The organism is Pseudomonas nunensis, from assembly GCF_024296925.1.
GTDB lineage: Bacteria > Pseudomonadota > Gammaproteobacteria > Pseudomonadales > Pseudomonadaceae > Aquipseudomonas > Aquipseudomonas nunensis.
In genome coordinates, this window is record NZ_CP101125.1 from 226,733 (window position 1) to 253,662 (window position 26,930).

General features: G+C 59.7%; 25 protein-coding genes. 20 read left to right on the top strand and 5 right to left on the bottom strand.

Annotated features, from left to right (window positions below; translation table 11 throughout):
• From hscA to NK667_RS01195, 14 genes are all read left to right on the top strand, one after another.
• A complete protein-coding gene (hscA, locus tag NK667_RS01130) occupies nt 1-1,866 on the top strand; it encodes a Fe-S protein assembly chaperone HscA (RefSeq protein ID WP_054613616.1) in 1,866 nt (621 codons plus the stop codon).
• The gene (gene fdx, locus NK667_RS01135; RefSeq protein ID WP_054045379.1) at nt 1,866-2,207 is read left to right on the top strand and encodes an ISC system 2Fe-2S type ferredoxin; all 342 of its coding nucleotides are present in this window, start codon (nt 1,866-1,868) and stop codon (nt 2,205-2,207) included. The genes hscA and fdx overlap by 1 nt, the downstream gene beginning before the upstream one ends.
• Nucleotides 2,208-2,223: 16 nt before the next feature.
• Nucleotides 2,224-2,424, top strand: a complete 201-nt coding sequence (iscX, locus tag NK667_RS01140; RefSeq protein ID WP_054613617.1) for a Fe-S cluster assembly protein IscX — start codon at nt 2,224-2,226, stop codon at nt 2,422-2,424.
• Between the two features lie 196 nt (nt 2,425-2,620).
• Nucleotides 2,621-3,046, top strand: coding sequence for a nucleoside-diphosphate kinase (gene ndk / locus NK667_RS01145; protein WP_007916882.1), 426 nt, complete (start codon nt 2,621-2,623; stop codon nt 3,044-3,046).
• A 28-nt stretch (nt 3,047-3,074) separates the two neighbouring features.
• Nucleotides 3,075-4,217 carry a dual-specificity RNA methyltransferase RlmN gene (gene rlmN, locus NK667_RS01150; RefSeq protein ID WP_054045377.1) on the top strand — a complete coding sequence of 381 codons (1,143 nt, stop codon included), beginning with the start codon at nt 3,075-3,077 and terminating at the stop codon, nt 4,215-4,217.
• A gap of 17 nt (nt 4,218-4,234) precedes the next feature.
• Complete coding sequence (gene pilW / locus NK667_RS01155; RefSeq protein ID WP_054045376.1) at nt 4,235-4,993, top strand: type IV pilus biogenesis/stability protein PilW; 759 nt, start codon at nt 4,235-4,237, stop codon at nt 4,991-4,993.
• Nucleotides 4,993-6,015, top strand: a complete 1,023-nt coding sequence (locus tag NK667_RS01160) for a RodZ domain-containing protein (RefSeq protein WP_054613618.1) — start codon at nt 4,993-4,995, stop codon at nt 6,013-6,015. Before pilW ends, NK667_RS01160 begins: the two co-directional genes overlap by 1 nt.
• A 3-nt stretch (nt 6,016-6,018) precedes the next feature.
• Nucleotides 6,019-7,128, top strand: a complete 1,110-nt coding sequence (gene ispG / locus NK667_RS01165) for a flavodoxin-dependent (E)-4-hydroxy-3-methylbut-2-enyl-diphosphate synthase (protein WP_054045372.1) — start codon at nt 6,019-6,021, stop codon at nt 7,126-7,128.
• 23 nt (nt 7,129-7,151) lie between these two features.
• A complete protein-coding gene (hisS, locus tag NK667_RS01170; RefSeq protein ID WP_054045370.1) occupies nt 7,152-8,441 on the top strand; it encodes a histidine--tRNA ligase in 1,290 nt (429 codons plus the stop codon).
• Between the two features lie 40 nt (nt 8,442-8,481).
• Entirely contained in the window at nt 8,482-9,123 is a 642-nt protein-coding gene (locus NK667_RS01175) for a tetratricopeptide repeat protein (RefSeq protein ID WP_054613619.1), read from the top strand.
• A complete protein-coding gene (bamB, locus tag NK667_RS01180; RefSeq protein ID WP_054045367.1) occupies nt 9,116-10,267 on the top strand; it encodes an outer membrane protein assembly factor BamB in 1,152 nt (383 codons plus the stop codon). The genes NK667_RS01175 and bamB overlap by 8 nt, the downstream gene beginning before the upstream one ends.
• A gap of 140 nt (nt 10,268-10,407) precedes the next feature.
• Nucleotides 10,408-11,877: a ribosome biogenesis GTPase Der gene (gene der / locus NK667_RS01185; protein ID WP_054045364.1), complete on the top strand. Its 1,470-nt coding sequence runs from the start codon at nt 10,408-10,410 to the stop codon at nt 11,875-11,877.
• A gap of 138 nt (nt 11,878-12,015) precedes the next feature.
• Entirely contained in the window at nt 12,016-13,164 is a 1,149-nt protein-coding gene (locus NK667_RS01190) for a pyridoxal phosphate-dependent aminotransferase (RefSeq protein WP_054613620.1), read from the top strand.
• A complete protein-coding gene (locus tag NK667_RS01195) occupies nt 13,152-13,943 on the top strand; it encodes an amidohydrolase (protein ID WP_054613621.1) in 792 nt (263 codons plus the stop codon). The genes NK667_RS01190 and NK667_RS01195 overlap by 13 nt, the downstream gene beginning before the upstream one ends.
• Before the next feature lie 180 nt (nt 13,944-14,123).
• Here the strand turns inward: NK667_RS01195 and leuA are convergent, their stop codons facing one another.
• On the bottom strand, nt 14,124-15,806 hold the full coding sequence (gene leuA, locus NK667_RS01200) for a 2-isopropylmalate synthase (protein ID WP_054045357.1): 1,683 nt from the start codon (nt 15,804-15,806) through the stop codon (nt 14,124-14,126).
• Nucleotides 15,807-15,972: 166 nt separating this feature from the next.
• On the opposite strand from leuA, the gene NK667_RS01205 reads away from it, so the two are divergent.
• Nucleotides 15,973-16,152 (top strand): hypothetical protein, encoded by a 180-nt coding sequence (locus tag NK667_RS01205; RefSeq protein ID WP_054045355.1) that lies wholly within the window; start codon nt 15,973-15,975, stop codon nt 16,150-16,152.
• 131 nt (nt 16,153-16,283) lie between these two features.
• On the opposite strand, the gene NK667_RS01210 is transcribed toward NK667_RS01205, so the two are convergent.
• From NK667_RS01210 to NK667_RS01220, 3 genes are all read right to left on the bottom strand, one after another.
• Nucleotides 16,284-17,105, bottom strand: coding sequence for a peptidoglycan DD-metalloendopeptidase family protein (locus NK667_RS01210; protein ID WP_054613622.1), 822 nt, complete (start codon nt 17,103-17,105; stop codon nt 16,284-16,286).
• A 3-nt stretch (nt 17,106-17,108) separates the two neighbouring features.
• The gene (gene xseA, locus NK667_RS01215; protein WP_054613623.1) at nt 17,109-18,488 is read right to left on the bottom strand and encodes an exodeoxyribonuclease VII large subunit; all 1,380 of its coding nucleotides are present in this window, start codon (nt 18,486-18,488) and stop codon (nt 17,109-17,111) included.
• 89 nt (nt 18,489-18,577) lie between these two features.
• Entirely contained in the window at nt 18,578-19,528 is a 951-nt protein-coding gene (locus NK667_RS01220; RefSeq protein ID WP_054613624.1) for a LysR family transcriptional regulator, read from the bottom strand.
• A 101-nt stretch (nt 19,529-19,629) separates the two neighbouring features.
• Here NK667_RS01220 and NK667_RS01225 point away from each other — a divergent pair, with 101 nt between their 5' ends.
• From NK667_RS01225 to guaA, 4 genes are all read left to right on the top strand, one after another.
• A complete protein-coding gene (locus tag NK667_RS01225) occupies nt 19,630-20,397 on the top strand; it encodes a sulfite exporter TauE/SafE family protein (RefSeq protein ID WP_054613625.1) in 768 nt (255 codons plus the stop codon).
• 186 nt (nt 20,398-20,583) lie between these two features.
• Nucleotides 20,584-21,132, top strand: coding sequence for a hypothetical protein (locus NK667_RS01230; RefSeq protein ID WP_054613626.1), 549 nt, complete (start codon nt 20,584-20,586; stop codon nt 21,130-21,132).
• A 210-nt stretch (nt 21,133-21,342) separates the two neighbouring features.
• Entirely contained in the window at nt 21,343-22,812 is a 1,470-nt protein-coding gene (gene guaB / locus NK667_RS01235) for an IMP dehydrogenase (protein ID WP_054045343.1), read from the top strand.
• Nucleotides 22,813-22,895: 83 nt separating this feature from the next.
• Nucleotides 22,896-24,473, top strand: coding sequence for a glutamine-hydrolyzing GMP synthase (gene guaA / locus NK667_RS01240; RefSeq protein ID WP_054045341.1), 1,578 nt, complete (start codon nt 22,896-22,898; stop codon nt 24,471-24,473).
• 72 nt (nt 24,474-24,545) lie between these two features.
• Here guaA and treR read toward each other — a convergent pair whose 3' ends face one another.
• Nucleotides 24,546-25,250, bottom strand: coding sequence for a trehalose operon repressor (gene treR, locus NK667_RS01245; protein WP_054045339.1), 705 nt, complete (start codon nt 25,248-25,250; stop codon nt 24,546-24,548).
• Nucleotides 25,251-25,487: 237 nt separating this feature from the next.
• On the opposite strand from treR, the gene treP reads away from it, so the two are divergent.
• Nucleotides 25,488-26,930: a PTS system trehalose-specific EIIBC component gene (gene treP, locus NK667_RS01250; RefSeq protein ID WP_054045338.1), complete on the top strand. Its 1,443-nt coding sequence runs from the start codon at nt 25,488-25,490 to the stop codon at nt 26,928-26,930.

Genomic DNA, 26,930 nt, shown 5'->3' on the forward strand with positions numbered 1-26,930 from the left:
ATGGCCCTACTGCAGATCGCCGAACCCGGCCAAAGTCCTCAACCGCACCAGCGTCGTCTGGCTGTGGGGATCGACTTGGGCACTACCAATTCGCTGGTCGCTGCATTGCGCAGTGGTCTTTCCGAGCCTCTGGCTGACGACAACGGCCAGGTCATCCTGCCGTCTGCCGTGCGCTATCACGCCGATCGCGTGGAAGTGGGCGAGTCCGCCAAGCTTTCAGCCGCTACCGATCCCTTGAACACCGTGCTGTCGGTCAAGCGCTTGATGGGTCGTGGTCTGTCCGACGTCAAGCAATTGGGCGATCAACTGCCATACCGCTTTGTCGGTGGCGAGTCGCACATGCCGTTCATCGACACTGTGCAAGGCCCGAAAAGCCCGGTCGAAGTCTCCGCCGAAATCCTCAAGGTGCTGCGTCAGCGCGCCGAAGCGACGTTGGGCGGTGAATTGGTCGGCGCGGTGATCACCGTTCCTGCCTATTTCGACGACGCTCAGCGTCAAGCCACCAAGGACGCGGCCAAACTGGCCGGCCTGAACGTGCTGCGTCTGCTCAATGAGCCGACTGCTGCTGCGGTGGCTTACGGTCTGGATCAGCATGCTGAAGGCCTGGTCGCGATTTATGACCTGGGCGGCGGCACCTTCGATATTTCGATTCTGCGCCTGACCGGCGGTGTGTTTGAGGTCTTGGCCACCGGTGGCGACAGCGCCCTGGGCGGCGATGACTTCGATCACGCGATCGCTGGCTGGATCATCGAGAGCGCCGGTCTGTCCGCCGACCTCGATCCGGGTGCGCAACGTAATCTGCTGCAAACCGCGTGTGCGGCCAAAGAAGCGCTGACCACTGTGTCGAGCGTTGAAGTCGCTTACGGTGACTGGAAAGCCCAACTGACCCGTGAAGCCTTTGATGCGCTGATCGAGCCGATGGTCGCTCGCAGCCTGAAAGCCTGCCGTCGCGCCGTGCGTGATTCCGGCATCGAGCTGGAAGAAGTGCACGCCGTGGTCATGGTCGGTGGTTCGACGCGTGTTCCTCGGGTTCGCGACGCTGTTGCAGAAGCCTTCGGTCGCCAACCGCTGACCGAAATCGATCCGGATCAAGTGGTGGCCATTGGTGCCGCGATCCAGGCCGATACCTTGGCTGGCAACAAGCGCGATGGCGGCGAATTGCTGCTGCTCGACGTGATTCCGTTGTCCCTGGGGTTGGAAACCATGGGCGGCCTGATGGAGAAGGTGATTCCGCGCAACACCACCATCCCCGTCGCCCGCGCCCAGGACTTCACCACTTATAAAGATGGCCAGTCGGCCATGGCGATTCACGTCTTGCAGGGTGAGCGCGAGCTGATCAGCGACTGCCGCTCCCTGGCCCGTTTCGAACTGCGTGGCATTCCAGCAATGGTGGCCGGTGCGGCGAAGATTCGTGTCACCTTCCAGGTCGATGCTGACGGTCTGCTCAGTGTCGCGGCCCGCGAACTGGGTTCAGGCGTGGAAGCCAGCATTCAGGTCAAGCCGTCCTACGGCCTGACCGATGGCGAAATTGCCAAGATGCTCAAAGATTCGTTCCAGCACGCCAACGACGACAAGGTCGCCCGTGTGTTGCGTGAGCAACAAGTCGATGCCCAGCGCCTGATCGAAGCGGTACAGGGCGCCCTCGAGGTCGATGGCGAACGCCTGCTCGACGCCGAAGAGCGCATGGTCATCGAGATGCAAGTGCAGGAACTGACCGAATTGATGAAAGGCACCGATGGTTATGCCATCGAGCAACAGACCAAGCGTCTGTCGCAAGTGACCGATGCCTTTGCTGCCCGCCGCCTGGACTCGACGGTGAAAGCCGCGCTGGCGGGGCGCAACCTGAATGAAATCGAGGATAACTGATGCCGCAGGTCATTTTTCTGCCACACGATAAGTTTTGCCCGGAAGGCATGGTTGTCGAGGCTGAGCCGGGGACTTCCATCCTCGAGCTCGCCCATGAGCACCATATCGAGATGGAAAGCGCCTGTGGCGGCGTCTGTGCGTGCACCACGTGTCATTGCATCATTCGTGAAGGCTTTGACTCGCTGGAAGAAGCGGACGAACTGGAAGAAGATTTTCTTGATCGGGCCTGGGGTCTGGAAGCGCAATCGCGTCTAGCCTGTCAGGCACTCGTCGGAAATGAAGACCTGACCGTCGAGATTCCGAAATACTCGCTCAACCATGCAGCTGAAGCGCCGCACTGATTCAAGGAAGTGTTTTATGAGTCTGAAATGGGTTGATGTGCTGGAAATCGCGATCCAACTGGCTGAATCCAAGCCAGAAGTGGACCCGCGCTACGTGAACTTCGTCGATCTGCACAAATGGGTGCTGGCATTGCCGGAGTTCAGTGATGATCCGACCCGCGGTGGCGAGAAGGTACTTGAAGCCATTCAGGGCGCCTGGATCGAAGAAGCAGAGTAGGAGCTGACGAGCGCAGCGAGGCTGCGATCTTTTCCCGATGCCACTTGAATCTCAAGCGCAAGATCAGGATCAAAGGATCGCAGCCTTCGGCAGCTCCTACAGAGGCCGCGACCTTACTCAGTTAGGCAATACCAAAGAACCCGCGTATAATTCGCGGGTTTAATTTTTCACAAATTACCGTTTCTGGAGTTACACCATGGCTGTTCAACGTACTTTCTCCATCATCAAGCCTGACGCTGTTGCAAAAAACGTTATCGGCGAGATCACCACTCGTTTCGAAAAAGCTGGCCTGCGCGTTGTAGCTTCGAAACTGAAGCAACTGTCCAAAGCCGAAGCTGAAGGCTTCTACGCTGAGCACAGCGCTCGCGGTTTCTTCGGTGACCTGGTTGCTTTCATGATCTCCGGCCCGGTTGTTGTTCAGGTTCTGGAAGGCGAAAACGCTATCGCTCTGAACCGTGAGCTGATGGGCGCTACCAACCCTAAAGAAGCTGCTGCCGGCACCATCCGCGCTGACTTCGCTGATTCCATCGACGCCAACGCTGTACACGGCTCGGACTCCGAAGCCGCTGCTGCTCGCGAAATCTCGTACTTCTTCGCAGCTACTGAAGTAACCACTCGCTAAGCATTGGCTTATGAGTGAAGGTGAATCCATGACTACATCGACTGTAAAAACTAACCTGCTGGGTCTGACTCAGCTGGAAATGGAAAAATTCTTCGACTCAATCGGGGAGAAGCGTTTCCGTGCCGGTCAGGTAATGAAATGGATTCACCACCTTGGCGTCGATGATTTCGACGCCATGACGAACGTCAGCAAAGCCTTGCGCGACAAGCTCAAGGTGATTGCTGAAGTTCGCGGTCCAGAAGTGGTCAGCGAGGACATTTCCACCGACGGCACCCGTAAGTGGGTGGTGCGCGTGGCGTCCGGCAGCTGCGTCGAGACCGTCTACATTCCCCAGGGCAAACGCGGCACTCTGTGCGTTTCGTCCCAGGCAGGCTGTGCCCTGGATTGCAGTTTCTGCTCCACCGGCAAGCAAGGTTTCAACAGCAACCTCACCGCCGCCGAAGTCATCGGCCAGGTGTGGATTGCCAATAAATCGTTCGGCAGCATCCCGGCAACCGCCGACCGTGCCATCACCAACGTGGTGATGATGGGCATGGGTGAGCCGCTGCTGAACTTCGACAACGTCGTGGCCGCCATGCATCTGATGATGGATGATCTGGGCTACGGGATCTCCAAGCGCCGCGTGACCCTGTCCACTTCGGGCGTGGTGCCGATGATCGATGAGCTGTCCAAGCACATCGACGTGTCCCTGGCGTTGTCGCTGCACGCACCAAATGACGCATTGCGTAACCAATTGGTGCCGATCAACAAAAAATATCCGCTTAAGATGCTGCTCGAGTCGTGCCAGCGCTACATGTCGTCCTTGGGCGAAAAGCGCGTGCTGACCATCGAGTACACCTTGCTCAAGGACATCAACGACAAGGTTGAACACGCGGTCGAGATGATCGAGTTGCTCAAGAACATCCCGTGCAAGATCAACCTGATCCCGTTCAACCCGTTCCCGCATTCCGGGTACGAGCGTCCGAGCAACAACGCAATTCGTCGTTTCCAGGATCAGCTTCACCATGCCGGCTTCAATGTCACTGTACGCACCACCCGTGGTGAAGACATCGATGCCGCGTGTGGCCAATTGGTAGGGCAGGTGCTGGATCGCACCCGTCGCAGCGAACGTTATATCGCCGTGCGCGAGTTGAGCGCCGAGAACGATATGGCGCAGAACGCCGCGAAATAAATTAAGAGAGGATCTCTATGTCCCTGCGCTTTGCGCTGCTTGTGCTGTTGGCCAGCCTTTGTGCTGGTTGTGTCCTGTCGGGCGATTTCAACCCGATGAAGACCAGCAAGGGCCGCGATGAAGCGCGTGTTGCCTACGTGCAATTGGGGCTGGGGTACTTGCAGCAAGGGATGACCGAGCGGGCAAAAGTGCCGTTGAAAAAGGCGCTGGACCTGGATGATTCCGACCCTGATGCCAACGCGGCGCTGGGGCTGGTATTCCAGGCCGAGATGGAGCCGGAGCTGGCCGACCAGCATTTTCGCAAGGCGCTGTCCTCCCGTCCCGGCGATGCTCGCATCCTGAACAACTACGGCAGTTTTCTGTACGAAGAGAAACGTTACAAGGAAGCCTACGAGCGCTTTGAGCAGGCCGCCGCCGATACCCTGTATCCTGAGCGTTCGCGGGTGTTCGAGAACCTCGGCATGACCGCCTCGAAGCTTGGCCAGCGTGATCTGGCCCAGCAGCAACTGGAAAAATCCCTGCGTTTGAACCGCCAACAACCGCGTGCATTGCTGGAAATGGCTGAGTTGTCTTACGAAGACAGGCATTATGTGCCCGCGCGTGACTATTACGACCGTTTTAGCCTGCTCACCGAACAAAATGCACGTAGTCTATTGCTCGGCGTTCGGCTGGCGAAAGTGTTTGAAGATCGCGACAAGGCCGCCAGTTTTGGCCTGCAATTAAAACGACTCTATCCCGGTACGCCGGAATATCAGCAATACCTGTCGGAGCAATGATGAAAGCGGCGCATCCCGAAGTTGTAGCAGCGAATCGCGTTAACCCCGGTGACACTTTGCGCCAGGCCCGCGAAAGCAATGGCTGGTCGCTGGCCGAAGTGGCCCTCAAGCTCAACCTCACCGTCAATTCTTTGGGCAATCTGGAAGCCGGCGCGTTCGACAAGCTGCCAGGGCACACCTTCGCTCGCGGTTATATTCGCGCGTACGCCAAATTGCTCGGCATGGACCAGACCGTTCTGGTCCAGCAATTCGACCAGTCCACCGGCACCGACTCCCAAGGCAGCAACGTGCATAGCCTGGGTCGTATCGAAGAGCCGGTTCGGGTTTCCCACACTATTTTGCGCATTGTCAGCCTGTTGTTGCTGATCGCGGTGATTGGCGGCGGTTTTGTCTGGTGGCAGGATCAAACCTCACAGCGCACCAAGGACCTGACGACGCTGGCCCCTGAACACGTTGAAGTCGAAGGCGCCGACGGCACCACCCAGATCCATCCGCTGGACGAGCCGGAAGACCAGGCTGTCGCGGAAGGTCAGACTGAAGGTGGTACTGCTCTCGCACTGCCGCAATCCGAGACATCGACTGAAGCACCGGCCGAAGCCCAGGCGACCGCACCCGCTCCGGCGGCCCCGGTAGCTCCGGTAGCAACGCCAGCAGTACCTGTTCATAACGCTGCGCCTGTGGTCGCAGCGCCAGCCGCACCTGCACCGGCCGTTCCGGCGCCGACTACGACGGCTCCGGTTGCCCCGGCCGTTACTGCTCCAGCCGCCGCTCCAGTGGCCGGCCAAGGCTCGGTGCAACTGTTGTTTACTGCTGATTGCTGGACGCAAGTGACCGATGCCAGCGGCAAAGTGCTGTTGAGCGGTCTCAAGCGCAAAGGCGAAAACGTTTCCGTGAGCGGCAAGCCACCGTTTGCCGTGCGTCTGGGCTTCGCCCGTGGCGCACAGGTCAGCTACAACGGTCAGGTGGTTGATGTCGCTCCGTTCACCAGTGGCGAGACTGCTCGCCTGAAGTTGGGTCAATAAGTCATGCACGGCGAATCTCCAATCAAACGTCGCGAATCCCGCAAGATCTGGGTCGGTAACGTGCCTGTTGGCGGCGATGCGCCTATCGCTGTGCAGAGCATGACCAACAGCGACACCAATGACGTGGCCGCCACCGTGGCCCAGATCAACCGCCTGGAAGCCGCTGGCGTCGATATCGTGCGCATTTCGGTGCCGGACATGGACGCCGCCGAGGCTTTCGGCAAGATCAAACAATTGGTCAAGGTGCCATTGGTTGCCGACATCCACTTCGACTACAAGATCGCGTTGCGTGTAGCCGAGCTGGGCGTTGACTGCCTGCGCATCAACCCGGGCAACATCGGTCGTGAAGATCGCGTGCGTGCAGTAGTGGATGCCGCCCGTGACCGCGGGATCCCGATCCGTATCGGCGTGAACGCCGGCTCCCTGGAAAAAGACCTGCAAAAGAAATACGGCGAGCCAACCCCGGCCGCGCTGGTCGAGTCGGCTTTGCGTCACGTCGAGCACCTTGAACGCCTGAATTTCAAGGACTTCAAGGTCAGCGTGAAAGCTTCAGACGTGTTCATGGCCGTCGCCGCCTACCGCTTGCTGGCCAAGGAAATCGTCCAGCCGCTGCACCTGGGCATCACCGAAGCCGGTGGTTTGCGTTCAGGCACGGTGAAATCCGCCGTGGGCCTCGGTATGCTGCTCGCCGAAGGGATTGGCGATACTATTCGCATCTCGTTGGCGGCTGACCCGGTCGAGGAAGTGAAAGTCGGCTACGACATTCTCAAATCCCTGCACTTGCGTTCCCGTGGCATCAACTTCATCGCCTGCCCGAGCTGCTCGCGGCAGAACTTCGATGTGGTCAAGACCATGAACGAGCTGGAAGGGCGCCTCGAAGATCTGCTGGTGCCGCTGGATGTCGCGGTCATCGGTTGCGTGGTCAACGGGCCGGGCGAAGCCAAGGAAGCCCATATCGGCTTGACCGGCGGCACGCCAAACCTGATTTACATCGACGGCAAGCCGTCGCAGAAACTGACGAATGAAAATCTGGTGGATGAGCTTGAACGCTTGATCCGCCAGAAAGCGGCCGAAAAGGTCGAAGCTGACGCAGCGGTTATCGCGCGCGGCTGATCGAACGAATTTAAGGATTGATAGTGAGCAAGTCTCTGCAAGCCATACGTGGCATGAACGACATCCTGCCCGAGCAGACGCCCCTGTGGCGTCATTTCGAGGGAACCGTCTCGCGTTTGCTGGATAACTACGGTTACAAGCAGATCCGCATGCCGATCGTCGAGTTCACCGAGCTGTTCAAGCGCTCCATCGGTGAAGTGACCGACATCGTCGAAAAAGAGATGTACACCTTCGACGACCGCAACGGCGACTCCCTGACCCTGCGCCCTGAAGGCACGGCGGCCTGCGTGCGTGCGGTGCTCGAGCACGGCATCACCGGCGGCGGCCAGGTGCAGAAACTCTGGTACATCGGCCCGATGTTCCGTCACGAGCGTCCACAGAAAGGTCGTTATCGCCAGTTCCACCAGATCGGCGTGGAAGTGTTCAACCTCGACGGTCCGGACATCGACGCCGAGCTGATCGTGCTGACCTGGCGCCTGTGGGGCGAGCTGGGCATCCGTGATGCGGTCAAGCTTGAGCTCAACAGCCTGGGCACCAGCGAATCTCGCGGTCGTTATCGCGAAGCCCTGGTCGAGTTCCTCTCGGCACACCTGGACAAGCTCGACGAAGACAGCCAGCGCCGTCTGAAGACTAACCCTCTGCGGGTTCTGGATACCAAGAACGCCGAGACTCAAGCGGTCTTGGTCGACGCGCCGAAAATGGCCGATTACCTCGACGAAGAATCCCGCGTGCACTTCGAGGGCCTCAAGGCTCGCCTCGACGCTGCCGGCATTCCTTATGTGATCAACCCGAAGCTGGTTCGCGGGCTGGATTACTACAGCAAAACCGTTTTCGAATGGGTCACCGACAAGTTGGGCGCCCAAGGCACCGTGTGTGCCGGTGGTCGTTACGACGGTCTGGTTGAGCAGATGGGCGGCAAGCCGACCTCGGGCGTTGGTTTCGCCATGGGTATCGAGCGTCTGGTGCTGCTGCTGGAAACCCTGGAGCAGATCCCGCAAGAGATCTCCCGTCAGGTCGACGTCTACCTCTGCGCCTTCGGTGAAGCTGCCGAGCTGGCCGGTCTGACCCTGAGTGAACGTGTGCGTGACCAGTTGCCCAACCTGCGCCTGCAAGTCAATGCCGGCGCCGGCAGTTTCAAAAGTCAGTTCAAGAAAGCCGACAAGAGCGGTGCGTTGTATGCGCTGATCCTCGGTGACGACGAGATGGCCCAGCAAGTGGTAGGTTTCAAACCCCTGCGTGGCCAGGGCGAACAACAAAGCATTGCCTGGGATGCGCTCGCTGCACACCTGGCCACCTGCGTCGTGCAGGGTTGAAGCTGTCAAACAGCCGATTTAGCGATTAAGGAGTATTGGGGTGTCGAGTACCGAAGACGAACAACTGGCGGATTTGAAGGACTGGTGGACACGTAACGGCAAGCCCCTGGTCACTGGCGGCCTGTTGGCGCTGGTCATCGTGTTCGGCTGGCAGGCCTTTCACAAGTATCAGAGCAATCAGTCGCAAGGCGCCTCGATTCTCTATCAGCAACTGCTGGAAACCACGCTGACGCCTGACGGCAAGCCTGACGCAGCCCGGGTTTCGGACCTGGCCGGCAAGCTCAACAGCGAGTTCGGCGGTTCTGCTTACGCGCAATACGGCAGCCTGTTCGTGGCGAAAGTCGCGGTCGACAGCGGCAAGCTGGACGACGCAGCCAGCGAGCTGAAAGCTATCGCCGACAAACCGGCCAACCCGGCGCTGGGCGAAATCGCCCGTCAGCGTCTGGCGCAGGTCCTGGCGGCGCAGAACAAGGTCGAAGAAGCCCTGAAACTGCTTGAAGGCGATGCCGACAAGTCGTTCCTGGCCACTCGCGAAGAACTCAAGGGCGACCTGCTGGTGCAGTTGGGTCGTACTGACGAAGCGAACACGGCGTATCAAAAAGCCAAGGCAGCACTGTCGGATGAAGCGGCAGTCGGCGGCCTCCAAATCAAGCTGGACGACCTGGCCAAAGGGGATGCGTGACGTGATCCGTTGGAAACATGCAGCATTGCTGGCTCTGGCCATTTTGGCCGCGGGTTGCAGCAGCAACAGCAAAAAAGAATTGCCGCCGGCCGAGCTGGTCGACTTCAAAGAAGAAGTGGTCCTGCAGAAGCAATGGAGTCGTTCGATCGGTGACGGTCAGGGCGAAACCTACAACATGCTGGTACCGGCGATCGATGGCAGCACCATCTTTGCGGCCGACGTCACTGGCGTGATCGTGGCGATGGACCGCAACAATGGCGACGTCAAATGGAAGAAAGATCTTGAACTGCCTGTCTCCGGCGCCGTTGGCGTAGGTTACGGTCTGGTCACGATCGGTACGCTGAAGGGCGAAATCGTTGCCCTGGACGCCACCAACGGTGAAGAGAAATGGCGCGCTCGCGTGTCCAGCGAAGTCCTCGCACCGCCAGCCAACAACGGCGACGTTGTGGTGGTTCAGACTCAGGACGATCGTCTGATCGGCCTGGACGCTGCGACCGGTACCCAGCGCTGGTTGTATGACAGCACTCCGGCCGTCCTGACCCTGCGTGGCACCAGTGCGCCAGTCGTCACCAACCGCCTCGCGGTGGCTGGCCTGTCGACCGGTAAAGTGGTCGCTCTCGATATTTCCAACGGCGTGCCGGTGTGGGAACAACGGGTTGCGATTCCACAGGGTCGTTCGGAACTGGAGCGCGTGGTCGACATCGACGGCGGTCTGCTGCTGTCCGGCGAAACCCTGTACGTCGCCAGCTACCAGGGTCGCGTTGCGGCACTGGACCTGCAAAGCGGTCGTCAGCTCTGGCAGCGTGATGCTTCCAGCTATGCCGGTGTCGCCCAGGGTTTTGGCAGCGTCTACGTGAGCCTGTCTTCGGGCACCGTTGAAGGCGTCGACGAGCGTTCCACCACAGCCTTGTGGAGCAACGACTCGCTGGCTCGCCGTCAACTATCGGCTCCGGAAGTGTTCTCCAGCTACGTTGCAGTCGGCGACATGGAAGGCTACCTGCACCTGCTGAGCCAGGTGGACGGTCGCTTCGTCGGCCGCGAACGCATCGACAGCGATGGCCTGCGTGCCCGTCCGCTGGTGGTAGGTGACACGATTTATGTTTATGGCAACAGCGGCAAACTGGAAGCCCTGACCATTAAGTAAAGGTTTGACTATGCTTGGGGTTAACCCCCAGGCAGCCCCGTAACCACGGGGTTCGCAGCGCCCTCAAGCGCTGCCCCGAGCACCAGCCGCTGCCTCGCAGCGGCTTTTGTATTTTCTGAAATAACGAAGTGGAGAGCCGCATGGTTCCCGTAATCGCCCTGGTGGGCCGACCGAACGTCGGCAAGTCCACCTTGTTCAACCGCCTGACCAGGACTCGCGACGCCATCGTCGGCGACTTGTCCGGTCTGACCCGTGATCGCCAATACGGTGAGGCCAAGTGGCAAGGGCGTTCCTACATTCTGGTCGACACCGGCGGTATCTCCGGTGACGAGCACGGTATGGACGAAAAAATGGCCGAGCAGTCGCTGCTGGCCATTGAAGAAGCAGATGTCGTTCTGTTCCTGGTAGATGCCAAGGCCGGTTTCACCGCCGCCGACCAGATGATCGCCGAGCATTTGCGCAAACGTAACAAGCGTTCTTACGTGGTTGCCAACAAGGTCGACAACATCGACCCTGAAATGGCCCGCGCCGAGTTCGCCCCGTTGGGCATGGGCCACGCGATTCCGATCGCCGGTGCCCACGGTCGTGGCATCACCCAGATGCTCGAAATCGCGCTGAGCACCTTCCCGAAAGACGAAGAAGAGCCAGAAGAAGGCGATGAAGAGATCGTTGCCGAAGGCGAGGAAGCCAAGCGCATTCCTGGCCCAAGCGAAAAAGACGGGATCAAGATCGCGATCATCGGTCGCCCGAACGTCGGCAAGTCGACTCTGGTCAACCGCATGCTCGGTGAAGACCGGGTCATCGTGTACGACGAGCCTGGCACCACTCGCGACAGTATCTACATCCCGTTCGAGCGTAACGACGAGAAGTACACGCTGATCGACACCGCCGGTGTGCGCAAGCGCGGCAAGATCCACGAAGAAGTTGAAAAATTCTCCGTGGTCAAAACCCTGCAAGCGATCAAAGACGCCAACGTGGTGATCTTCGTGATGGACGCCCGCGAAGGCGTGGTGGACCACGACCTCAACCTGCTGGGCTTTGCCCTGGAAGCGGGTCGTGCACTGGTTATCGCGATCAACAAGTGGGACGGCATGACGCCGAGCGAGCGCGACTTCGTAAAAGTCGAGCTGCAGCGCCGCCTGTTCTTCGTTGACTTCGCCGACATCCACTTCATCTCGGCCCTGCACGGCACTGGCGTGGGTAACCTCTACGCTTCCGTACAGAACTCGTTCAAGTCCGCGGTCACCCGCTGGCCGACCAACCGCCTCACCCAGATCCTGGAAGATGCGGTCGGCGAGCACGCGCCACCGATGGTCAACAACCGCCGGATCAAGCTGCGTTATGCCCACTTGGGTGGCGCGAACCCGCCGATCATCGTCATTCACGGTAACCAGATCGAGAAGGTGCCGAAGTCTTACGTGCGGTATCTGGAAAACACTTACCGTCGTGTCTTGAAGCTGGTCGGTACGCCGATCCGCATCGAGTTTAAGGGTGGTGAGAACCCGTACGAAGGCAAAAAGACCACGCTCACCGACCGTCAGGTCAACAAGAAGCGCCGCATGATGTCGCACCACAAAAAAGCCGACAAAAAGCGCCGCGACAAGAAATAGAGTAGCTTTAAGCTGCAAGCTTCAAGTTAAGGCAAGAAAGGGTCCTGTTCGGGGCCCTTTTTTGTGCCTGAAGGTTTGAGGCTTGACCGCTTGTAGCTTGTCGCTTGAAACTTGCAGCTCACCTGCAAGGGGCTACCGATGATCACCAGTAAGCTGCCGAATGTCGGCATCACTATCTTCACTCAGATGTCTCAGCTCGCGGCGCAAACCGGGGCGATCAACCTGTCCCAAGGGTTTCCCGATTTCGATGCCCCGAAGGCGTTGTGCGATGCCGTCGGCCGGCACATTGCCAGTGGCCACAACCAGTATTCGCCGATGACCGGTCTGCCGGCGTTGCGGCAGCAGATTGTGGCGAAGATCGCGCGCAGCTACGGCGTCAATGTGGATGCCGATCAAGAAGTGACCGTCACCCCCGGCGCCACTCAGGCGATCTTCTGTGCGATTCAGGCGGTTATCCACAGCGGCGACGAAGTGATCGTCTTCGACCCGTGCTATGACAGTTACGAGCCGTCGGTGGAACTTGCCGGTGGCCGCTGCGTGCATGTGCAGCTCGGGCTGGATGACTTCTCCATCGACTTCCAGAAGCTGTCCGAGGCAATCACACCGCGCACGCGGATGATCGTGCTGAATTCGCCGCACAACCCAAGCGGCGCACTGATCAGCCGGGTCGAACTGGATCAGTTGGCGGATTTGATTCGTGAGCGCGACATCTACATTGTCAGCGACGAAGTCTACGAACACCTGGTGTTCGATGGCGTCCCTCACGTTAGCGTGCTGAATCACGAAGAGCTGTATCAGGGCGCCTTCGTGGTCAGCTCCTTCGGCAAGACCTACCACGTCACTGGCTGGAAAACCGGCTACGTCGTCGCTCCGCCGGCCCTCACGGCGGAATTGCGCAAGGTTCACCAGTACGTCAGTTTCTGCGGCGTGACCCCGCTGCAATTTGCCCTGGCCGACTACATGGCCGAGCACCCGGAACATGTCGAAGAGCTGCCGGGTTTCTACCAGGCCAAGCGCGATCTGTTCTGCGATCTGCTGGCGCCATCGCGCTTCAGCTTGACCCGTGTCACGGGCACCTATTTCCAATTGGTCGATTATTCGCAGATCCGCCCGGACCTCAACGACGTCGAGATGGCGCTGTGGATGACCCGCGAACACGGCGTGGCGAGCATCCCGATCTCCGTGTTCTACCAGAACCCACCCGAAGGCCAGCGCCTGGTGCGCTTGTGCTTCGCCAAACGCGAGGAGACCCTGCGTGAAGCAGCGGCAAAACTATGCGTGATCTGAGTGCGCTGCCCAACCTGAACATTGCGCTGATCCAGACCACCCTGGCCTGGCATGACCGCCAGGCCAACCTGGAGCATTTCGAGCAATTGCTGGAACAGGCGCGCGGGGCGGATCTGATCATCCTGCCGGAGATGTTCACCACGGGCTTCTCCATGCAGTCCGAAACCCTGGCCGAGGCGGAAAACGGCCCCACCAGTAAGTGGCTGCGGGTCCAAGCGGCGAAGCTGGATGCGGTGATCACCGGCAGTGTGATCGTCCAGGCCGCCGACGGCAGCCACCGCAATCGCCTGCTCTGGGCACGTCCGGACGGCGAGGTGCTGCATTATGACAAGCGCCACCTGTTCCGCATGGCCGGCGAACACAATCACTACACCCCCGGCGAGCGTCAGGTGCAGTTCGAGCTCAAGGGCTGGCGGATTCGGCCATTGATTTGCTACGACCTGCGCTTCCCGGTCTGGAGTCGTGATGCCCAGGACACTGATCTGCTGCTGTACACCGCCAACTGGCCGGGTGCACGGCGTCAGCACTGGAACCGCTTGCTGCCGGCCCGGGCGATTGAAAACCTGTGCTATGTGGCGGCGGTGAACAGGATCGGTACTGACGGCAAAGGCTTTGCGTATACCGGTGACAGCCAGGTGCTGGATTTCCAGGGTGAGACCTTGCTCAGCGCGGGCGAGGCTGATGGGGTGTTTCAGGTGGTGCTGGACGCGGCGGAACTGGCGGCTTATCGGACGCGGTTTCCAGCGAATCTGGATGCCGATACTTTCGAGTTCACCTGAGATTTTTGCTGCCTGAACCGGCGCCTTCGCGAGCAAGCCCGCTCCCACAGGGGGAATGCATTCCAAATGTGGGAGCGGGCTTGCTCGCGAAGGGGCCCGGACAGACAACACAAAAATAGGCAGGCAAACAAAAAGGCCCCAAGGTTCTCACCTTGGGGCCTTTTGCATTTCAGCGAACGCTTACGCCGCTTCTTTCGCTTCCGGCTGGCTCAGCGAGCGGTTCAGCGCGCTGAACAAGGCCTTGAAGCTCGCCGTGGTGATGTTTTCATCGATGCCCACGCCGTGCACTGCACGCTGGCCTTCAACCCGCAGCTCGATGTAGGCCGCAGCCTTGGCGTTGGTGCCTGCGCCGATGGCGTGTTCGTTGTAGTCCATGATTTCCACCGGAATCGGCAGGCCGGCCACCAGTGCTTCGAGGGCGCCGTTGCCCTTGCCGCGCCAGTGCAGGTTGGTTTCGCCCTGGCCTTTGCCGGAGACTTCCACTTCCACCGAACTGTTGCCGTTTTCTTCCTGCAAGCGATGGCTGACCAGCGCGTACGGCGTGTTGGCCTGCAAGTACTCGCTGTGCAGCAACGCGTGGATTTGCTGGGCAGTCATCTCCAGGCCGAGGCGATCGGTTTCACGCTGCACGACCTGGCTGAACTCGATCTGCATGCGACGCGGCAAGCTGATGCCGTATTCCTGTTCCAGCAGGTAAGCGATACCGCCCTTGCCCGACTGGCTGTTGACGCGGATCACCGCCTCGTAGCTGCGGCCAATGTCGGCCGGGTCGATCGGCAAGTACGGCACTTCCCACAGGGTGTCCGGTTTCTGCTGAGCGAAGCCCTTGCGGATCGCGTCCTGGTGGGAGCCGGAGAACGCGGTGTGAACCAGGTCGCCGACGTACGGGTGACGTGGGTGCACCTGGATCTGGTTGCACTCTTCGACGACTTTGCGTACGCCGTCGATGTCGGAGAAGTCCAGCTCAGGATGAATGCCCTGGGTGTAGAGGTTCAACGCTACGGTGACCAGATCGACGTTACCAGTGCGCTCGCCGTTGCCGAACAGGCAGCCTTCGACACGGTCAGCGCCGGCCATCAGGCCCAATTCGGTGGCAGCTACGCCAGTGCCACGGTCGTTGTGGGTGTGCAGGCTGATGATCACGCTGTCACGACGGTTGATGTGACGGCCGAACCATTCGATCTGGTCGGCGTAGATGTTCGGGGTCGCGCATTCGACGGTGGCTGGCAGGTTGAGGATCACCTTGTGCTCAGGCGTCGGGTTCCAGACTTCGATCACCGCGTCGCACACTTCTTTGGCGAACTCGAGTTCGGTGGCGCTGAAGGTTTCCGGCGAGTATTCGAAGGTCCACTCGGTGTCTGGCTGCTGGGCTGCATATTTGACGAACAGCTTGGCGGCGTTCACGGCGATGGCCTTGATCCCGTCCTTGTCCTGGTTGAAGACAATGCGGCGGAAAGAAGGGGAGGTCGCGTTGTACAAGTGAACGATGGCTTTTTTCGCGCCGCGCAGGGATTCGAAAGTACGCTCGATCAAGTCCTCACGGCCCTGGGTCAGCACCTGAATGGTGGTGTCGTCCGGGATGTGGCCGTCTTCGATCAGGGTGCGCACGAAGTCGAAGTCAGTTTGCGAAGCCGCCGGGAACGACGCTTCGATTTCTTTCACACCGACTTGCACCAGGGTTTTCCAGAAACGCAGCTTTTTCACCGCGTCCATCGGCTCGATCAGCGACTGGTTGCCGTCACGCAAGTCCGAGCTGCACCAGATCGGCGCGGCGGTGATGGTCTTCGACGGCCAGGTACGGTCCGGGATGTCGATAGTCGGGAACGCGCGGTATTTCGAAGACGGGTCTTTGAGCATGCTCATCGGGAAATCCTTATTGTGTGGGCCGAAAAGAGGCGGCCTGCCGGTGGATCAAAAGTTGTGGGGAAAACGTGTCAGGCGAGGCACCGCGATTCAGCCCGGCAGTCGTGCGCTGACGAGGCACAGGCTGCGGTGCTGGCGAAGCTGGATGAGGGTGTGAGAGGTTTTCATGGCTTTAACCCTAACCGCCGGGGTTGAGGATGGCAAGCAGTCGAAAAAAATTGAGAGGAATACTCGAAAAGGCGGGATTGGCGAGATTTTATTGCTGCGATGTGGGGTGATCGTTTGGATGTTTGCGTGGGGTTTGATCGATGCGCAATTGAGGATTTTGAGTCAGTGGGATTTTTAGGTGTATTTGACGCCGCCTTCGCGAGCAAGCCCGCTCCCACAGTTGATCGGGGTGAATACAGAATGTGCGTACACCAAAATCCCATGTGGGAGCGGGCTTGCTCGCGAAGAGGCCAGTCGCCTCACCAACGATTAAGGCTGAAACGCCCCAATAAATATCGCCGGATCCACCCGCGCATCATTCAGGCTGATATTCCAGTGCATATGCGGCCCGGTCGCACGCCCCGTGGAACCCACTTTGCCCACCACACCACCCCGCGCCAATTGCTGCCCAACCTTCACATCAATCTTCGACATGTGGCAGAACATGCTGATAAAGCCCTGGCCATGGTCGACAAACACCGTGTTGCCGTTGAAGAAGTAGTTACCGATCAAAATCACCTTGCCCGCCGCCGGTGTCTTGATCGGCGTGCCCGCCGGCACCGCGAAGTCCAGGCCGGCGTGAGGATTGCGTTCTTCACCGTTAAAGAACCGACGTACACCGAACTTGCTCGACAGTGGCCCGTTGACCGGTTTATCCAGCAGCAGGTTGCTCGGGGTGCCGGGGCTGAAGCTGCGGTAAGCCTGGATCTGTTCGGCCAGTTCGCCTTCGATGCGCTTGAGGTTCTCCGGGTTCGGATTGACCTGCTGAGTGTTCTTCAACGTGATGTGCTGTTCCGGATATTTCTTGTTGCCCACCGTGAAGTTCAGATTGCGGCCGCCGCTGCTCACTTGCTGGGTGCCCGGTTTGACGGTGAGCGGCACGCCGACAATCGCCAGCCAGTTGCTCTGCTCCTTGACCACCAGCACCGGTTTGCCCTGATACGTGGCTTTCGGCGCCTGGGCTGCGGCGCCCAGATCAACCACGGCCACGCCGCCCGGCACCGGTTTGTTCAGCAGGCGGGTGATGTAACTGTCGGCGTGGGCATTGAAGGTCAGGCACAGCAACAGCAGTGGAGCGAGGAAACGCGGCATGGGTCAATCCAGTAGAGAAAGGGTGACAGGCGTCAGGTGATTGTCTTCGACGCGCACTTGCAGCTCGCCCTCGCCGAGCCGGGCATTCAGGCGTTGGCCGGGATGAGTCTGGGCGGCATTGCGAATCGCATTGCCGCGCTCGTCCAGCAGAATGCTGTAGCCACGGGCAAGGGTCGCCAACGGACTGACCACTTGCAGCGTCTGCACTTGGCTTTGCAGCTGCAAGCGACGGCTTTTAAGGCTTTCGCGCATTGCTCGGGGCAGGCGTTCGGCGAAACTGTCGAGGCGCTGGCGCAACATCGCCAGTTGCCGACCCGGATGTTGCCCGGCGAGGCGGGTTTCCAGGCGGATCAGGCGTTCGCGGCGAGTATTGAGGCTGCGTTCGAAGGCGCGGCGCATACGCATGTCCAGATCGTCCAGGCGTTGCGCTTGTTGACGCAGGCGTTCGCCGGGATGCCGCAGGCGCCGGGACATGCCTTCGAGGCGCAGGCGATCACGCATCAAACGGTCGCGGATACGCATCACCAGACGACGGTGCAGGCTTTCGACCCGGCGCACCAGGTCGCTGGAGTCCGGTGCCAGCAATTCAGCGGCGGCAGAAGGCGTCGGCGCGCGAACGTCGGCCACGAAGTCGCTGATCGAGACGTCGGTTTCATGCCCGACGGCGCTCACAATCGGCGTCACGCAAGCATCCACGGCGCGGGCCACGGCTTCTTCGTTGAAACACCAGAGGTCTTCCAGCGAGCCGCCGCCACGGGCCAGGATCAACGCATCGAAGCCACGGGCGTCCGCCAGTTTCAATGCACGGACAATCTGCGCGGTGGCTTCGCGGCCCTGCACAGCGGTGGGGATCAGCGTCAGTTGCACCTGCGGCGCCCGACGACGGAACACGCTGATAATGTCGCGGATCACGGCGCCGGTCGGCGAACTGATAATGCCGATGCGTTGTGGATGCGCCGGCAGCGGCACTTTGCGCTCGGCGCTGAACAGGCCTTCGGCGCTGAGTTTTTCTTTCAGCGCATCGAAGGCCAGTCGCAGGGCGCCGTCGCCGGCCGGTTCCACGGTGTCGAGGATCAGTTGATAGTCGCCACGGCCCTCGAACAGCGAGACCTTGCCGCGCACCTTGACCGCCAGGCCATCCTTCAGCGCCTGGCGCACCCGCGCGGCGTTCTGCCGGAACAGCGCGCAACGCACCTGGGCGCCGCTGTCCTTGAGGGTGAAATACACATGGCCGGACGCCGGGCGGGCGAGGTTGGAGATTTCGCCTTCGACCCAGATATTGCTGAACACATCTTCCAGCAACACCCGCGCGCGGCCGTTGAGCTGGCTGACAGTCAGGACTTCACGGTCCAGGCCGAGTCTTGCAAAGGGATCTTTAATCATGGGACGCAGTTTAAAGGCATTCGTCCATCAATCTCCATGACTCAACACAAATCCCCTGTGGGAGCGGGCTTGCTCGCGAAGGCGGTGTGTCAGTCGCCATCATTGTTTAATGACCCACCGCTTTCGCGAGCAAGCCCGCTCCCACAGGGAGGGTGAGTGCAGGTGTTGATGAATTGTTGGACCAATGGCGTGGGATTCTGCCGATAGGCGAGGGCGACGGTGCTGTGGCAGTCCGGATCAGCCAGCGGCAGGAAATGGATATCCGGCGGGGCGATGTCCTGCATCGACTCCGGCAGCAGTGCAATGCCAAACCCGGCCTGGATCAACTGCAATTGCGTGGTTTTGCGCGACACCACTCGCGCGGCTTTCGGAAAGAACCCCTGGCGCATGCACAGCTCGGCTGACAAATAACTCAGCCCGCCGCGTTGTGGATGAGGAATGGAGATAAACGCCTCATCCTTCAACTGCGCCAGATCGATGCCTTGCCCGGAGTTATCCACAGCCAGTCGATGATTCGGCGGAACAGCCAGCAGCAAGCGTTCGCTATATAAAGGAATAATCTGCACGCCTTCACGCTGACGCAGCACCGGCAAGCGCAACAGACCGACATCGAGGCGACCTTCCGCCAACTCTTCCAACTGCGCTTCTGAGGGCAGTTTGACGATGTCCATGGACACACCTACATGCTGATCCAGATAAGCACTGATGCCCCGTAACAACCGGCCGCTCATCGGCACCGTGCTGGAATGGCTCAGCCGCAAGGTTCCGAGTTTGCCAGTGCCGACCTGAGTGGCCATCTCGCTGGCCTTTGTCAGTTCGTGCAGCAGGTTTCTGGCGCGGGGCAAAAAGGCTTCGCCAGCGGCGGTCAGTCGCGGCTGACGCGCGGTGCGTTCGAACAATGGCGTTTGCAGACGGGTTTCCATGTCCTTGATCTGCCGGCTCAGGGCCGACTGTGCGATAAACAGGCGTTCGGCCGCAGCGCTGAAACTGCCGCACTCGGCGATTTCCACGAAGTAACGCAATTGACGGGTTGAAAGCACGAGGCATGCCTTTTCGAGATGGGTGAGCGACCTGGAAGATATTAGTCGCAACCCTCGGCGCTGGCTAAAGTCATCTCAGGTATTCAAGGAAAGCCCCGCAAATGAATGTGCTTGAGTTGTTGAGCCAATGGCCGTTCGGTGCAACGGATTGGCTGGTGATCGGGTTGGGCATTGCCCTGGCCTACATCGTGTTTGGCATCGCGGGGTTTGGCACCGCGCTGGTGGCGGGGCCGATCCTGATCCTGTTTATGCCGCTGTCGAAGATCGTGCCGTTGCTGGTGCTGCTGGATTTCGTTGCGGCCTTCGGCAATCTGCTGCCGTCGCGGCGAGATGTAGCCAAGCCGGAACTGCTGCGACTGCTGCCGTGCATGGCGGTGGGTTGCACGTTGGGAGTGATCTTCCTGCTGAACCTCAAATCCGACTTGTTGCTGCTGTTGATGGGGCTGTTTATCAGCGCCTATGCGGTTTACAGCCTGTGGGTCAAAACCCGTCCGACGCAACTGTCCGCCGCTTGGGCGCTGCCGATGGGCACGGTGGGCGGGATGTTCGGCGCGTTGTTTGGCAGTGGCGGCTTTTTATATGCGATCTATTTGAACAGTCGTCTGCCCAAGGAGGCGGCACGGGCGACGCAAAGTGCGCTGATCAGTTGCAGCACCGTGGTGCGTTTGAGCCTGTTTGCCGTCGCGGGTGTGTATGCCGAGCTACCCTTGTTGGTATTGGCCGTGTGTTTGTTGCCGGCCATGGCGCTCGGGTTATGGATTGGCCGGCGGTTGAGCATGAGATTGTCCCGGGAGGCGTTCGTACGGCTGGTGACCTGGTTGGTACTGGCCAGCGGGATTGCCTTGATCGGGCGGTATTTGAGTACTTGACCTGCGTGTGTCAGGGATTAAGCTGCCGGCCGTCCTGACGCCTTCGCGGGCAAGCCTCGCTCCTACAAGTTGGGTGTCGTTCGAGAAATTTGCGACGACACAAACCCTGTAGGAGCGAGGCTTGCCCGCGAAGGCGTTACCCGGCACGCCGCAGAATTCCCCATTTGACGCAGTAGGCTTGGCACCATGAATTCCCAAAGCATCATCGTCCCGAAAATCTCCACGCTGCCGGTACACGAACCCCGGGCCCGGGCGGTCGTGCGTTGGCTGGTGCGCAAGAACATCATCAAGGAAGAGTTGACCACCTGTGGCCGCACCGGCAACCGCATGGCTCACGCCCTTGCCGACGGCGCTCGCGCCGTGGTCCTGCACCCGCAAGCGCTGCCGTTCGGCGAAGCGGTGAATGGTCTGGAAATCATCACCAAGCGCTGCATCTACACCCCGGCCAAGGGCTTTCTGGGGGAGGCGGGCTGCGCCGAATGTCGCAAGGAAGTCGGCGAAGCGCTGTTCGAAAGCCTGGAAGAGTGGATGCCGGGGCGCACCGACAACTTCACCTGCCCTGAATGCGGGCATGAAGATGACATCAACGGGTTTCTGTTTTTGCAGGAATGCGGCTTTTCCAACCTGGGCTTCATTTTCAACAACTGGGGCGAGGCCGGGTTCAAGCAGAGCTTTATCGATGAGTTTGCCGATTGGCTCGACCAGCCTGTGAGTTGGGTCAAGGTCGAACTGTAACCGCAACCGAAACCGTAGGAGCGAGGCTTGCCCGCGAAGCTTTTAGCGCCAGTGATGACGCCTTCGCGGGCAAGCCTTGCTCCTACAGGGTTTGTGTGCCAAAACCCCCGTCGATCACTGCATCGATAATAGACAGAGTTTTACATTGAACCCGAGGGGGTGTCTGACTATAATGGCGCGCTTCCATTTTCCCGCTCGGGAGCCCCCGCGATGCTGCGTATCAGCCAAGAAGCTCTGACATTCGACGACATTCTCCTAGTGCCCGGTTATTCCGAGGTGCTTCCTAACGAAGTCAGTCTCAAGACCCGCCTAACCCGTGGCATCGAGCTGAATATTCCTCTGGTTTCTGCCGCTATGGACACCGTCACTGAAGCCCGTTTGGCAATCGCCATGGCTCAGGAAGGTGGCATCGGCATCATCCACAAGAACATGACCATCGAGCAGCAAGCTGCCGAAGTGCGCAAGGTCAAGCGTTACGAAGCCGGCGTGGTCAAGGACCCGATCACCATCGAGGCTGACGCCACGGTTCGTGAACTGTTCGAACTGACCCGCATGCACAACATCTCCGGCGTTCCGGTACTGCACGATGGCGACCTGGTCGGCATCGTCACTTCCCGCGACGTACGTTTCGAAAATCGTCTGGACGCCACCGTCCGTGAAGTGATGACGCCTAAAGAGCGTCTGGTCACGGTCAAGGAAGGCGCTGACAAGAACGACGTTCGCGAGTTGTTGCACAAAAACCGCATCGAACGTGTACTGATCGTCGACGACAAATTTGCCCTCAAAGGCATGATGACCGTCAACGACATCGAAAAAGCCAAGGCTTACCCGCTGGCCAGCAAGGACGATCAAGGTCGTCTGCGTGTTGGCGCTGCAGTCGGCACCGGTAAAGACACCGGCGATCGCGTTGCAGCCCTGGTCAACGCTGGCGTGGACGTGGTGGTGGTCGACACCGCACACGGTCACTCCAAAGGCGTGATCGACCGCGTTCGCTGGGTCAAACAGAATTTCCCTGACGTGCAGGTCATCGGCGGCAACATCGCCACCGGCGCTGCCGCCAAGGCCCTGGTTGAAGCTGGTGCCGATGCAGTCAAGGTCGGTATCGGCCCAGGCTCGATCTGCACCACTCGTATCGTCGCCGGTGTCGGCGTTCCGCAAATCAGTGCCATCGCCAACGTCGCCGCTGCCCTTGAAGGCTCGGGCGTGCCGTTGATCGCCGACGGCGGCATCCGTTTCTCCGGTGACCTGTCCAAGGCCATCGTAGCCGGTGCGTCCTGCGTGATGATGGGCTCGATGTTCGCCGGTACTGAAGAAGCGCCAGGCGAGATCGAACTGTTCCAGGGTCGTTCGTACAAGGCTTACCGCGGCATGGGTTCGCTGGGCGCCATGTCCCAGGCTCAAGGCTCCTCCGATCGTTACTTCCAGGATTCCTCGGCAGGCGCCGAGAAGCTCGTACCGGAAGGCATCGAAGGACGTGTTCCTTACAAAGGCACCCTGAGCGCCATCATCCATCAACTGATGGGCGGCCTGCGTTCCTCGATGGGCTACACCGGCAGTGCCGACATCGAAGAAATGCGCACCAAGCCTGAGTTCGTGCGGATCACCGGCGCTGGCATGGCCGAGTCCCACGTGCACGACGTACAAATCACCAAAGAAGCGCCAAACTACCGCGTAGGTTGAGGCTTCCAGCAAAAAGTTAAGTAACCGGGGCTGTTTTATTCAGCCCCGAGTTGTTTCTGAATTCCATAGACGAGACTGACTCCATGGCCCTCGACATTCACGCCCACCGTATCCTGATCCTCGATTTCGGTTCCCAGTACACCCAGCTGATTGCCCGCCGCGTGCGTGAAATCGGCGTGTACTGCGAACTGCATCCGTTCGACATGGATGACGAAGCGATTCGCGAATTCGCTCCGAAAGGCGTCATTCTTGCCGGCGGCCCCGAGTCCGTGCACGTAGCCGACAGCCCACGCTGCCCGCAAGCAGTATTCGATCTGGGCGTACCGGTTTTCGGTATCTGCTACGGCATGCAAACCATGGCTGAACAGCTGGGTGGCAAGGTCGAAGGTTCCGAACTGCGCGAATTCGGTTATGCCCGTGTAGACGTGGTCGGCAAAAGCCGCCTGCTCGACGGCATCGAAGATCACATCGACGCCGATGGCCTGTTCGGCCTCGACGTGTGGATGAGCCACGGTGACAAAGTCACCAAGATGCCGCAGGAATTCCACATCCTGGCCAGCACCCCGAGCTGCCCGATTGCCGGCATGTTTGACGACGCTCGTGGCTACTACGGCGTGCAGTTCCACCCGGAAGTGACCCACACCAAGCAGGGCGGTCGCATCCTCTCGCGTTTCATCCTCGACATCTGCGGCTGCGAAGCCTTGTGGACGCCTTCGAAAATTGCCGAAGACGCCATCGCCAACATTCGCGCCCAGGTCGGCACCGACAACGTACTGCTCGGCCTGTCGGGCGGTGTGGACTCCTCGGTAGTTGCCGCGCTGTTGCACAAAGCCATTGGCGACCAATTGACCTGCGTCTTCGTCGACAACGGCCTGCTGCGTCTGCACGAAGGCGAGCAAGTGATGGCCATGTTCGCCGAGAACATGGGCGTCAAAGTAATTCGCGCCAACGCTGAAGATCAGTTCCTGAACAACCTGGCCGGCGAGTCCGACCCAGAGAAGAAACGCAAGATCATCGGTCGCACCTTCATCGACGTCTTCGATGCCCAGTCCAACAAACTGGACAACATCAAGTACCTCGCCCAGGGCACCATCTACCCGGACGTGATCGAGTCGGCTGGCGCCAAAAGCGGCAAGGCCCACGTGATCAAGTCGCACCACAACGTGGGTGGCTTGCCGGAAGAGATGAACCTGAAGCTGGTCGAGCCGCTGCGTGAGCTGTTCAAGGACGAAGTCCGTCGTCTGGGCCTGGAACTCGGCCTGCCGTACGACATGGTCTACCGTCACCCATTCCCAGGCCCGGGCCTGGGCGTGCGGATCCTCGGTGAAGTGAAGAAGGAATACGCCGACCTGCTGCGTCGCGCCGACCACATCTTCATCGAAGAACTGCGCAAGGCCGACTGGTACCACAAAGTCAGCCAGGCATTCGTGGTATTCCAACCGGTGAAATCGGTTGGCGTGGTCGGCGATGGCCGTCGTTACGCTTGGGTCGTGGCCCTGCGTGCCGTAGAAACCATCGACTTCATGACCGCGCGTTGGGCTCACCTGCCTTACGAGCTGCTGGAAACCGTTTCCGGCCGCATCATCAATGAAATCGAAGGCATCTCCCGCGTCACTTACGACGTGTCGAGCAAGCCGCCAGCGACGATTGAGTGGGAGTGATCCCGGCGTTAGCTGATCGTCCGTAGCACCCGAAAGGCCCCGTGAACGCGAGTTCACGGGGCCTTTTGCGTTTCAGCGCCGCGCCACGTCGGAGAAGTAAAACTTATCCAGCGTATGCCGCGACTCGGTGTACTCGAACTGGCGCCCATCCTGCAGGAACGTCTGGTTACTCACCACGATCACGTGGCTTTGGCCGTCGAGGTCCAGCAGCAGTTGATCATCCTTGCTGCGCGGCACCGCTTCGATGGTGCGCTGGGCGTAGGCGATTTGCAGTTGCAGGGTTTGTTCGATGAAGGCGTAGATCGATTGCTCAGCGATGTCGCGGGACAGGCCGGGAATCACATCGCTGACGAAATGGTTGATGTCGAGGATCACCCGTTTGCCATCGATGCGCCGCACCCGTTTGATCCGCGTGATCAGGCTGCCGGCTTCGGCCTGGATGTGTTCCAGCAGCGCGCCTTCAAGCGGTATCTGATCGAACTCGACCACTTCGGTGCTGACGTCGTTGCCCAGCCGTGGATAGGTTTCCTGGAAGCTGACGATGCCGCCGAGCTGGAATTCGATCGGGTTGGTCGACAGCACGAAGGTGCCTTTTCCGTGGACTTTCTGGGCGAAACCGCGCTCCTGTAACAGCTCGATGGCCTTGCGCACGGTGCCGCGACTGGCCTGGTAGCTGTCCATCAACTCGGTTTCAGAAGGCAAGCGGGCGCCGCGTTCCAGACGTTCGGTGGTGATGCTGGCAAGCAGATCGGTGTAGATCTGGTTGTATTTACTCATGGGGATGGCTCTATGCCGCGCTGTACTCAAGGTTTCGAACCTTAAGGGCAGGGTAGGGCTTTGTCCATGCGGCAATGGGTTTCTTCGATTTTGCAGGTAGGAAATGTCGCCGCCGGTCGGCGCCGAGACAAACAAAATCAAACTCGTCTGTACGAGTTGTTGCTTTAACTCGTACAGACGAGTACTTTTCGTTTCGGCGTGCTGCCAATAACAAAAAACTACAGCGGAAGAACAAGCATGAGCCACGACTACCCGAATATCGCCAGCGAGCTGCTTGTCAGCCTCGGTGGCAGCGACAACCTTGAGCAGGCCGCGCACTGCGTCACACGCTTGCGCCTGGCCCTCAAGGACCCGAGCCTGGTCAACAGCGCCACGCTGAACCAGATCGATCTGGTCAAGGGCTCGTTCTTCACCGGCGGCCTGTTCCAGGTGGTCATCGGCCCCGGCGAAGTGGAAAAGGTCTACGCCGAACTGCGTCGGCAAACCGGTCTCGCTGCGGCGACCATCGCCGACGTTAAACAAAAGAGCGCCGACAAGATCAACGCCATGCAACGGCTGGTGCGGGTGTTCTCCGATGTGTTCATGCCGATCCTGCCGGCGTTGGTGGTTGCGGGCCTGCTGATGGGCGTCAACAACCTGATCGGCGCCAAAGGCATGTTCATCGAGGGCAAGACCCTGCTGGATGCGTACCCGGGCCTGGATGGCATCTGGAGCCTGATCAACCTGATGGCCAACACCGCGTTCGTATTCTTGCCGGCTCTGGTGGGCTGGTCAGCGGCCAAGCGGTTTGGTGGCAGCGAAATCCTCGGTATCGTGCTCGGCCTGATGCTGGTGCACCCGGACCTGCTCAACGCCTGGAACTACGGCAAAGCGGTGGCCGGGCTCGATGGTCAGAGCCTGCCGTACTTCGATATTTTCGGCTGGTTCAAGATTGAGAAGGTGGGTTATCAGGGGCAGATCCTGCCGATCCTGCTGGCGGCCTACGTGATGAGCGTCATCGAAAAATGGCTGCGTGCGCGAGTGCCGAACGCCGTGCAATTGCTGGTGGTGCCGATCACCACCATCGTCGTCACCGGTGTGCTGGCGCTGGCGGTGATTGGTCCGGTGACCCGGCATCTGGGGATTCTGATCACCGAAGGCGTGGTCACCTTGTTCGATCTGGCGCCGATGGTCGGCGGGGCGATTTTCGGCATGCTCTACGCGCCGCTGGTGATCACTGGCATGCACCACATGTTCCTCGCCGTGGACCTGCAACTGATCTCCACTCAGGGCGGCACCTTTATCTGGCCGATGATCGTCATGTCCAACCTCGCCCAGGGCAGCGCGGCGCTGGCGGTGTTCTACATGACCCGCAATGCGCGGGACAAAAGCATGGCCTCGACCTCGGCGATTTCCGCGTACTTCGGCATCACCGAGCCGGCGATGTTCGGCGTCAACCTGCGCTACAAATTCCCGTTTTATTCGGCGCTGATCGGCTCGGCCCTGGGCTGCATCTTCCTGTCGCTGAACAAGGTCCAGGCCTCGGCGATTGGTGTCGGTGGCTTGCCCGGTTTCATCTCGGTCATTCCGCAATTCATCCCGATGTTTGTGATCGGAATGATCATCGCCATGGTCGTGCCGTTTGTTTTGACCTGTGGGTTGAGCATGAAGATTGTTCGGCCTGGGTATCGGGTCGCCTGA

Coding starts and splice junctions, on each gene's coding strand:
- hscA (WP_054613616.1), top strand. CDS start 1: ATGGCCCTACTGCAGATCGCCGAACCCGGCCAAAGTCCTCAACCGCAC.
- fdx (WP_054045379.1), top strand. CDS start 1,866: ATGCCGCAGGTCATTTTTCTGCCACACGATAAGTTTTGCCCGGAAGGC.
- iscX (WP_054613617.1), top strand. CDS start 2,224: ATGAGTCTGAAATGGGTTGATGTGCTGGAAATCGCGATCCAACTGGCT.
- ndk (WP_007916882.1), top strand. CDS start 2,621: ATGGCTGTTCAACGTACTTTCTCCATCATCAAGCCTGACGCTGTTGCA.
- rlmN (WP_054045377.1), top strand. CDS start 3,075: ATGACTACATCGACTGTAAAAACTAACCTGCTGGGTCTGACTCAGCTG.
- pilW (WP_054045376.1), top strand. CDS start 4,235: ATGTCCCTGCGCTTTGCGCTGCTTGTGCTGTTGGCCAGCCTTTGTGCT.
- NK667_RS01160 (WP_054613618.1), top strand. CDS start 4,993: ATGAAAGCGGCGCATCCCGAAGTTGTAGCAGCGAATCGCGTTAACCCC.
- ispG (WP_054045372.1), top strand. CDS start 6,019: ATGCACGGCGAATCTCCAATCAAACGTCGCGAATCCCGCAAGATCTGG.
- bamB (WP_054045367.1), top strand. CDS start 9,116: ATGCGTGACGTGATCCGTTGGAAACATGCAGCATTGCTGGCTCTGGCC.
- der (WP_054045364.1), top strand. CDS start 10,408: ATGGTTCCCGTAATCGCCCTGGTGGGCCGACCGAACGTCGGCAAGTCC.
- NK667_RS01190 (WP_054613620.1), top strand. CDS start 12,016: ATGATCACCAGTAAGCTGCCGAATGTCGGCATCACTATCTTCACTCAG.
- NK667_RS01195 (WP_054613621.1), top strand. CDS start 13,152: ATGCGTGATCTGAGTGCGCTGCCCAACCTGAACATTGCGCTGATCCAG.
- leuA (WP_054045357.1), bottom strand. CDS start 15,806: ATGAGCATGCTCAAAGACCCGTCTTCGAAATACCGCGCGTTCCCGACT.
- NK667_RS01205 (WP_054045355.1), top strand. CDS start 15,973: ATGGCTTTAACCCTAACCGCCGGGGTTGAGGATGGCAAGCAGTCGAAA.
- NK667_RS01210 (WP_054613622.1), bottom strand. CDS start 17,105: ATGCCGCGTTTCCTCGCTCCACTGCTGTTGCTGTGCCTGACCTTCAAT.
- xseA (WP_054613623.1), bottom strand. CDS start 18,488: ATGATTAAAGATCCCTTTGCAAGACTCGGCCTGGACCGTGAAGTCCTG.
- NK667_RS01225 (WP_054613625.1), top strand. CDS start 19,630: ATGAATGTGCTTGAGTTGTTGAGCCAATGGCCGTTCGGTGCAACGGAT.
- NK667_RS01230 (WP_054613626.1), top strand. CDS start 20,584: ATGAATTCCCAAAGCATCATCGTCCCGAAAATCTCCACGCTGCCGGTA.
- guaB (WP_054045343.1), top strand. CDS start 21,343: ATGCTGCGTATCAGCCAAGAAGCTCTGACATTCGACGACATTCTCCTA.
- guaA (WP_054045341.1), top strand. CDS start 22,896: ATGGCCCTCGACATTCACGCCCACCGTATCCTGATCCTCGATTTCGGT.
- treR (WP_054045339.1), bottom strand. CDS start 25,250: ATGAGTAAATACAACCAGATCTACACCGATCTGCTTGCCAGCATCACC.
- treP (WP_054045338.1), top strand. CDS start 25,488: ATGAGCCACGACTACCCGAATATCGCCAGCGAGCTGCTTGTCAGCCTC.